At 67.7% G+C, this 8,767-nt stretch carries 7 protein-coding genes; 2 read left to right on the top strand and 5 right to left on the bottom strand.

The annotated features are described in order from the left end of the window. Positions 1-244 precede the first annotated feature (244 nt). The 4 genes from AB0C30_RS59575 to AB0C30_RS59560 all read right to left on the bottom strand — a co-directional run bounded on the left by AB0C30_RS59575 (position 245) and on the right by AB0C30_RS59560 (position 5,201). Positions 245-1,663, bottom strand: a complete 1,419-nt coding sequence (locus AB0C30_RS59575) for a hypothetical protein (RefSeq protein ID WP_357962562.1) — start codon at positions 1,661-1,663, stop codon at positions 245-247. A gap of 462 nt (positions 1,664-2,125) precedes the next feature. Next, on the bottom strand, positions 2,126-2,488 hold the full coding sequence (locus AB0C30_RS59570) for a hypothetical protein (RefSeq protein WP_357962559.1): 363 nt from the start codon (positions 2,486-2,488) through the stop codon (positions 2,126-2,128). 702 nt (positions 2,489-3,190) lie between these two features. Continuing rightward, the gene (locus AB0C30_RS59565; protein WP_357962556.1) at positions 3,191-3,475 is read right to left on the bottom strand and encodes a hypothetical protein; all 285 of its coding nucleotides are present in this window, start codon (positions 3,473-3,475) and stop codon (positions 3,191-3,193) included. Further along, positions 3,450-5,201, bottom strand: a complete 1,752-nt coding sequence (locus tag AB0C30_RS59560; RefSeq protein WP_357962553.1) for a hypothetical protein — start codon at positions 5,199-5,201, stop codon at positions 3,450-3,452. The genes AB0C30_RS59565 and AB0C30_RS59560 overlap by 26 nt, the downstream gene beginning before the upstream one ends. Positions 5,202-5,829: 628 nt before the next feature. On the opposite strand from AB0C30_RS59560, the gene AB0C30_RS59555 reads away from it, so the two are divergent. Continuing rightward, a complete protein-coding gene (locus tag AB0C30_RS59555) occupies positions 5,830-6,120 on the top strand; it encodes a hypothetical protein (protein WP_357962550.1) in 291 nt (96 codons plus the stop codon). 364 nt (positions 6,121-6,484) lie between these two features. On the opposite strand, the gene AB0C30_RS59550 is transcribed toward AB0C30_RS59555, so the two are convergent. Next, positions 6,485-7,114, bottom strand: coding sequence for a helix-turn-helix transcriptional regulator (locus tag AB0C30_RS59550; RefSeq protein WP_357962549.1), 630 nt, complete (start codon positions 7,112-7,114; stop codon positions 6,485-6,487). 88 nt (positions 7,115-7,202) lie between these two features. Here AB0C30_RS59550 and AB0C30_RS59545 point away from each other — a divergent pair, with 88 nt between their 5' ends. Then, the gene (locus AB0C30_RS59545) at positions 7,203-7,688 is read left to right on the top strand and encodes a hypothetical protein (RefSeq protein WP_357962547.1); all 486 of its coding nucleotides are present in this window, start codon (positions 7,203-7,205) and stop codon (positions 7,686-7,688) included. Positions 7,689-8,767 lie beyond the last annotated feature (1,079 nt).

Here is an 8,767-nt window from a genome sequence, read left to right as displayed (position 1 = left end):
GCTGCAGCCCATCCAAGGCCGGCCACCTCTGCAAGGCCATCGCCGTCCTTCAGAACCACCGCGTCACACAGGCCGTCTGAGGATGAAAAAGGGTCAGTGTTGTAAGAACGATGAAGTGCGTCCGTGATTCGGTGGCACGTGCTGTGCTCGCAGCGGTGAGCACGGAGCCGGCCGATCGTTCCCCGCGCGGTGTGCCGCCCAGGGCGCCATCGAGCAGATCACCGCGCAGATCGGCGGCACGAGTCTAGATGTCCTCGCGCGGTGTATCGAGGGCCTGCTGCAACTGCTCACGCGTCAGCACCGTTCCGGTCGGCCAGGGCCGCGCGGTCAACGCAAGAAGGCCGGAGGGTGCTCCAGCGGGGGGCTGCGGCACTGTGGTGATGTCGTGGAGGAGCTGATGGATCAGCAGGGCCAGGGCAGTCGCACCGCGGCCTATGTTGCCCCAACCGATGCCGAAGCCGGGATGTCGCGGTGCCGGGAAGATGACGCCGTCGGAGGTGCGAACCCAGATCGGCTCCTCCAAAATGATCTCCGCCAGTGGAGCCGAGGTGGTGAGACGGTGCGGAATGGCAGCGTGGATTCTTTCGCCAACACGGGCGGCCGGCGCATCCGTCAGGGGATCCAGCAGCGTGGCCGCGGCTTCTTGCTCCGGATCCACCATCTCGAACATCGCAGTGCGCCGGCACGGGACCAGGCGGGCGGTCCATTCACGTGCCGCAGGCGCCTCCGGGTCGACCCTGAGCACTTCAGGTGCAGGCAGATCCTTGCCACCGTCCCATCGTCGGGCCAGGCGCACGCACTGACCCGTCAGCGTGTCGGATCTGCTGAGCAGTTCCAGCCAGGTCGCTCGCCGCTGGCTTTCCGGAATGTCGTCGCGATCGGCGCTCAGGGTGGCCATGGGCTCGGCAGCGATGATGTACGTGCGAGGCTCGGCCCGCTGCTGAAACATCTCAAGGTCGAGGAGAGCGGCGTCGGTCGCCTGCTGCTGGATGATCTGGACCATGTTGATCAAGGTGTCTCGGATGAACCCCGGCTCGACGGCGACAGCCAACCGCAGTGCTGGAACCACGTCGACGGCAGGGCAGGCGGGCACCACCAGAGGCGCCGCCTCGGGCCGCCAACGCGTGATCAGATCCGCAGTGCGTACTCCGGCGGGCCAGAAGGGGATCCGCCCGCCCAATACCTGAGACAGCTGAGTCCAGGAGGGCCAGTAGACGCGCTGTGGCGCGGCGGGGCAGATGGCGCTGAGCGATGGCCCGTCGTGGGAGTAGTCCGGATCCACTTTGACGATGGCGGCGGCCTGGCCAGCCAGTCGGTGCTGGGCCAGTTCGAGCGTGCCGTGTTCCCACTCTTGATGGTGGAAGAACAGGTACACCACTCCCTGTGGGGTGCGCCAGCGCAGACCTACACCGACCTGGTGGACCGTTTCGGCTCCGAGGTACGGGGCGGGTTGCGGCGCTGGCGGCCAGTATTCGATGGGGACGCGTTCTCCGCCGGCCGGGTCCCCGCGGACAAGCCAGCGCAGGACGCGCCGCTCGGACCAAAACGGCTGGCCGGCCGCCATGCCATTTGGCTCGGCAAACTCCTTTCGCCGGATCCAGTCGCGCACCTCGCCTGTGGAAACGTGCAGCAGGTGAGCGCACCCTTCCACATCCAATCGCACTGGATCTTGCTCCATCGACGTTGTCTCCCGGACGCTGGCTGATGCCGCTGCTGGTTGAGTGGCACCTGGGACAGTAGGCGTTCAGAGTCATCAGGCCCATCCCTCAGGCATGACAGCTGTGGCACCCCGTACGGGCGCTGCTTGTCGCACGTATGTCACTGTCCGTCGCCAAAATCGGTCGTGGCGGGCTTGCGCCGATACAGCCGCTGCGGTCCTGGTCCTCCGCTGGGCTCGGATACCCCGAGCCAGCTGGTTGGCGCGCTCGAAGGGGTCCGCGTTGAGGCATTCGGGCCAGCGCAGCGGCGCGGCTGCGCTGACCTGGTCAGACGCCATCTCGGGACTCGGACAGAATTGCAGCTCTGTCCTGTGTGCCCACCGCCGTTGCCCCTTTCCGGCTTACTTGGTCTGCCACACAGAGGGCCTATCAAGGACGTCAGCGTCCAGTGGGTTCGGGAGGGTAGTTCAGCCGACGGAGCCGCTAAGGCTACTGGTGCCGCCGCCGTTTGATCCTGAGCCTGCGGTCTGAGTGATGAACTGGCCGTCAACGTAGGCAACGGCACTCACCGAGCCGGCGCCCAGGTGCCGTATGGAAAGGCTCCAGGTGTCCTCACCCTGTCCGGCGAGGGTGATGTCCTTCTTCCAGGGAGGCCTCACCTGGGGCTCGGTCGTGGAGCGGCCGTTAATGACGTACGTGATGGCGAAACTTCCTTCGCCCGTGACATCGAAGGTGAGCGTGTGCGGATCGTCAGAGGAGCAGGCGGCGGCGATCAGCACAGTGGCGGTGAGCGGCGCCAGCGAGCGTGTCCATCTGCCTGATGCGGTCATCCGATAACTAAACCACAGCAGAACACATGATCTGGGGCGGTCACGTCCCCCTCTGGGGCCGTGCTTGGCGGGCTCGTGTGCTGCGCGGCGGCGGGGCCTGCGGCCAGGAGCAGTGCGGCAGCGGTGAGGGGTCAGGTGGCGGATTATGACCGGCGAATCGGGCAACGCCGTGACCTGTCGGCCGGCTACGACGCCGGCGTGTTCGGGGCTCGACGCCCTGCCGGTGACCTGGTTATTCCGCGAGCACATCCCCGCGAATGCGACAGACGCAGCTCGGTCGGTCGGCCGAGCGTCGGCCACGGCCGGCAGCGACTCAGTTCGTGCTGACCAAGGGCCGCAGCGGGATAGTCGGCCGGGACGATCTCCGCCGACGTGGTACCTCTGGAGCAAGTGCGGACCTGGTTCGGCCGGCCGTTGTGGGCGTTGAAACCGGGCGCGCTGCTTGCGACCACCGAGATCCCCCGGAACTGATCGAGGCGAAGGCATGGACCAAGCTGCTACACCGTGCCGTGGCGCATTCACTGAAGGCGGCAGGGCAGGCTGCGTCTGTGGGCCAGCGCGCCGCGGTGCTCGCCCCGACACTAGGAATTCGTCGCGGCCTACACCGGAGCCCGGAACGCTCTGGCAGGACCCCCCGACAACGCCAGCAGCCGAGCGCTCCCGCCCATCGTCGGGGTGCGTGGTAGCTGGTTCGGTAGTCGATCACAGCAAGAGACCTGCCGCAGTGCAGGGCGAAGTGAGGATCTCGACTGTGGCCGCCGACATCTGCTCGCCATACAACACCACCGCGCCGGCGGCCCACAGGGCGTCGGCCAGCAGCGGATCAGTGGGTCGCTGCCAGGCGGCGAGTTCGGCGACGGTCACGGCGTCCCAGAAAAGAAAGTGCGCGGCGTATACCTGGTCGTGGGGGCCGGCGACCGCGTCGACCGCTTCGCGGCGAGCGGATCTCCAGCGCTGGTCGTCAATGCTGATGCGCCTGGTGAGCAAAGAGTCCAGACGGGCGCGAGGCAGCCGTGCCGCGGTGGTCAACAGGTGTCGTGCGGCGGGAGTGCGTGGTCCGTACACGGTGTCCACGGTGACCAGTGTGGGGAGCAAGACCTGTTCCCCACGGCCCGGTCAGCAGCACCAGGTCGGCGGCCTCCTGCTCGTTCTGCTCCTTGGCGCTGGTGTGCAGGGCATCGGAGCGGTGTTCGGGCCGATGGTCTGGCATAGCGAAACCGGGTGCGGCGGCCAGGCCGAGGACGGCGTCGAACAGCGCGAGCACGCCGGTGACGCGATCATCAGCGGTCGCCGAGCCGACGAACGGCGCGGCGAGCCTGTGCTCCAAACCGATCATGGAGTGTGCCGGTGCGGGGACCGCGAACACATCGCACCAACGTTCCCAGCGGTTGGCCACCCAGTCCGCGGCCCGGGAGGTTCCCAGGCGGGCGATAACGCGGGCGCGTGCTTCGGCGCGGGCCTCGGCATTGGTACGCGCCGCGATTGCCAGTTGGTGCTGCTGGGTCAGGGTGAGAGTGACGGCGGTGAGGTCGAGCCGACGAAACTGCTGGTCGTGGGTGAAGCTGACCGGCAGCATGATTTCCCCCTCCGCGGGCAGGCACGGGCGTACCCGCACCGGCAGGGAGAGCGGATCGCGGGCTTCGGCGGCCGTTGCCACCTTCGGGTCCGCGTCGGACAAGAGCCGGCGTTGTAGCTCCGCGGGTGCCCAGCGGGAATGGGCGACCGCCGCGCGCACGGCCGGGTCGGGGTCCTCGGCCAGGCCAGCCCACACGAAGGAGGGCGTGAAGTATCCGCGTGTGGCGGCGGCTTTGCGGACCTGCGGGCTTGGGTCAGCCAGGACACGCGCCCAGCGGGCGCCGTCCTGCTCAGGGATGCCGCCGGTGATCGCGGTCACGCGCACGCTGGGCACCGGATCATCCAGCGGGTCGGCCAGCTCCACCCCGGACGCCGCAGGGTCGGCGGGGACGGGCCGACCGTCGGCTGCCGAGAGCGCGGCAAAGATGTGGCTGTCGAGCACGTGGATGCCCGCGCGACGGGCCGTGGCGCGCACCCGCGGCGCGGAGTGACCCAGGAGCGCACGGCGCACAGCCAAGCCGTCCTGCGACTCCGGCAAGACGCGCACGTGGTGGTTGCGAGCCAACGCGACCAGCACCGCCACCTCCGGATCAGCGATCAGCTTGGTCGCCGACACCTCGCCCTTGGTGTAGCGGTGACGCGGCCCCACAATCAGTGGGAACGCCTCAGCGGCAAGAGCCCGGCACCGGATGTCCGACGAAGTGGTGAACGCACGCACCATCTTGGCCAACATGGCCTGTGCTGCGCCGGGGTCCCGCCGGTACTCCCATCCGTACCGTAGCCCGTCCACAACCTTTCCCAGTTCGGCGGCGGTGATCGCCGGAGCCGCCGCGATCAACCTCGGCACGTCGGCTCCGGCCCGCAACGCGTGACGGGAGATCGCGGCACGGGACCGCCCCCTGGCCCGTGCCGCCAGCATGGCCAGCACGCTCATCGGTAGCGCCGGGTTGCGCAATACGGCCGAGAGGCTGCCCCGCCAGGCTCCGTCGCCGAGCAGGAACTCCACCACCCCCGCCGGGGGGTCACGCAGCACTGAAGCCGGCGCCGAGGGGTCGGTCCACACCTCGGCCGCCACAGCCGGGTCAAGGTCTGCGGCGCGCGACTTCCAGTTCGCCAGGTCCGTCACGACGTCCATCATCTAACGAGGAGCACTGGCGACGCTGGACTTCCCGCCGCATGGCCTGGACGCTGACCCCAACGCAGTCGGACACATGGTCCTGCGCCCCTGGAACGGTGACGGCCCGTTCACCGTCCTCGCCGCCGAGATCATCCGCCAGCACGTCGGCTAGGTGATCACCCTGAACCCACGCCCCCCACACCCTCCAGCGCCTACTCGAAGGGCTTAACAAGCTCGGGCTCCCAACCCCCGTAGCCGCCGGGTTGGCCAGTGCACAGGCGCCATGATCGCCTACGGCGCGACGCACGCCGGGCGTTCCTACAAAGCGCGGCTGCCCTCTGAGTGCAGATCCCCCGGCGAGGCCGCTTGCCGGCCAGGCCGCCGGCCACGCGTACGGCGTGTGCCCTGCGGAGTGCGCCAATCAAGATCATCCCATCGGGGGTATTGGTCGCATGTAGGGGAACCCTAAGGGGAAGCCGATCACGCCACATCCCGGGCGTAGAAGTTACCGGCGCGTAGAGATGCTGACCGTAGCTAGATTACGCGGCCCCCGGACATGACACGAATCCCGGACTGATCAAGGTGACACCGAACGCGGACTCGGAAGAACGGCCAGCTCGCAGCGCCGACGTGTGACAGCAGAACGCGGATGCTACACGATCGTTATCTGTCCAACTACGCCCTGACCGCCCAGCACCATCTCGGCCTGTCCCCCGCCGCGGCCATCTCCTGGGTGATCGACCGCATCGCCGCCCACACCACCGACCTTCTCCGAGCCGCCCGCGCGCTACCCACCGCCTACCGCCGCCTCGGCCCGTCTCACGGCAGCGCCCGGGCGGCCAGCAAGGTCGCCTGCGCCTACCTCGCGCTTCCCCACGCCACTCTGGAGTGGACCTGCGAAGCAGCCCGATACCGGCCGTTGTCCAGCAGTACGTCATAGGCCGGGGCATGGTCGGCTCGCGAGTGAACAAGCGTGCCCGCAGCGCCAGTCCCCGACGATGGTCGTCGACGACGGTATGGCCCGCGAGGAACGGCGCAACGAAAACGTACGACTAAGAAACGATCTTGATTGCTGGCAAGGTGTCGGGCAGCCTGCCGCGCCGATGCTGTCGCGGTGCGCTTGGCGTACGTTCTTGTTCTGATGCGCGTTCCGGCCGTCTTACACGCTCGATCGTGCTCTCCCCGCGACCCATTCTCGATCACTCACCGGATTCCCGCTTCCAGCCTGACGGCCGATAGCGGACCTCGGCCGCCGAGCAACACGGCGCCAACCTCCCCCAGACCCGGCTGGACTCTGATGGCTCTCAGTGAGGGTGGTCGGTGGGATTCCAGAGGGCAGGCGGACCGCCAGGGATGGTCGTGACGTCTTCCAGTCGAAGGGTGGGGTGGTAGCCGGCAGCGCTGAGGGCGTCGATGACCTTTTGCGCCGCGTCGGCGAGCTGGTCTTGTTGCGCATCGGCCATTTCGTATTCCACCCGCGCCTCAATGACCACGTGCTCCGGCGGGATGGCCAGATACGCGGTGTCCAGTTCGCTCACCGAAAGCCCTGCCTCGTGTGCGCTGTGGGCTGCTACAAGGACGTCCACCTGCGCCCTCAGGTACTCAGAGGCCGCCTCCTTGAGGCTTTCGTGAGCGTCGAAGGCGTTCCCGTGAGCCTGGCGCAGTTGAACCGCGAGCCGGGTCTCCTCGGGAGTTCTGGTGAACTCCAGTGGGCGCCGATCCAGTGCATCGGCTAGCGCGAGCAGTTCGCTGACCCGGACAGGACGCTTGTTGCGTTCGATCTTCCAGATGGTGGCTTGGCTGAACCCGAAGCCGCGCTCGCTCATTCGCTGCGCCAGCTCCTCCTGGCTGAAGCCTGCCGCCTCGCGGAAAATGATCAGATTCGCTGCGAGATTCCGGTCGACCTCGTTGTAGCGGTGTGCTGACTCTTCCATCGCTCACTCCAAAACGGATTTGCGCTCTAATCGCATCTGGAGTCTACTCTTGGAAGGAGTTAAGCGCGACACCAGATTGGAGTTAGGCATGCCGCAACAGATCAACGCTCAGGCTTTCGAAGGACCGCATCCGACCTGTCGTGACTTCGTCGACCGGCTCCGCGCCTGGGGCTTTGCCCCGCGTAAGGACGAGGGCGTCCACACGATCTACCGAGGTCCCCACGGCGGAACGCTGCGCGTACCGCGCTCGCAGATGGGGCGCGCCGACCTGGACCAGGCCGCGAAAGCCGCCCGGCTGGTCGGCGTGACGTCCGAACAGTTCTGGGTCGGACCGAAATCCGCTGTCCGAGAAACCGCCGCCCAACCCGCCACCCAGGAGCCGGCTACGCCCATGACCGCCTCTGGTCGCGTCGAGATAGACCAAGGCGTCGAAGACCCGGTGGTCGAGCTGTTCGGACGACTTTTCCCCAGTGGCGTACAGATGACCGCAGATCTTCTGCGCGACCTCCAGAACTGGACGCACCTGACCAACAAGCTCACCCGCCACGCCGAGTCCGCCGCCCGGCTCTCGTGAAGGCGGGAAGCCCGGTACAGGTCCTCGCCAGCCGCTCGACGCCCGATCGCCGGACGTGCTGTGGCGGGCCGCCGCAGACGCCCAGAACGCCCCGCCGGTCCTGCTGGACGCGTGGAACGCCACCTCGCCTGCAGGTCTCCCGGCCGCCCGCGTGTACGGAGAGATGGGCGCGGCGGCCAGACAAGCCGTACCGGCGCTGCGGGCGGAGCAGGCGCGCACCCGTCGCCACCACGACCCCGGACAGGCACGCAGGACCGGTACGATCGCCACCGGGGACGTGAAGCCTGTCTCGATGGGGTGGCGATCGGCGGTCCGGCGGGGTTGGCCGGCAAGGATCTGGCGGCGGCTCTGGACGCGATCCGGGGCCGGGTGCTGGCTGCGAGGGACGTGCCCGAAGCGGGCCCGACGTGCCCCAGAGTGGGCGATTGCTCGCGCACCAGCGGGATAAGCCGCCGGCGGACGCTCTACTTTGAGGCTTGTCGCACGGACCCGAGCGGGGAGCCAAGATCGTGGCTCGCGAGCCCGGGTGAGGGCCACGCACGGCGAGGGTGCCCACCTACTCGGCTGATTTGGAACGATAAGTGCGAGCGCCCCGCATCTGCGCCTCGTCCAGCAATCGCAGGTGCTCCATCGTCAACGGCACCTCGTCCCCGCGGCGGCCACCAGCGTGCTGGCGATGCGCCTGCGCGGAGCGCTCCAGGTCCCTCGCGAGCGCCTGCATGTGCGCTGCTGTTAGTGGGAGATTGAATACCTCGCCGGCTTACACGGTGGTGACCGCTATCTCGCCGCAGGCTTCAGAATCCTGCTGGGGCACCGCATGCAGCCACTCGCTGAAGGCATGTGCGAGGTGTCCGCTGAGTTCCCTGGGATCGAACGTCGGGGGAGTGGTCATAGGACCAGTGTGATCCCCAGGGGAGTTTCTGTCTCGGCCGGACCTCGCGGCAAACGAGATCTTTCGCTCGCATGCCGTCAGCTTTGTTTTTAACCTCTGGCCTGGAGGTTCTTCTCAAGCGGCGGATGCTGGTTGATCTTGTTTGCGGGGGACGGGGTGGTGTGGGGCTGGGCCGGAGCGTGATCCT

The sequence above is a fragment of the Nonomuraea sp. NPDC048901 genome, assembly GCF_040649695.1.
GTDB lineage: Bacteria > Actinomycetota > Actinomycetes > Streptosporangiales > Streptosporangiaceae > Nonomuraea.
This window is presented reverse-complemented; position numbering and strand designations above follow the sequence as displayed.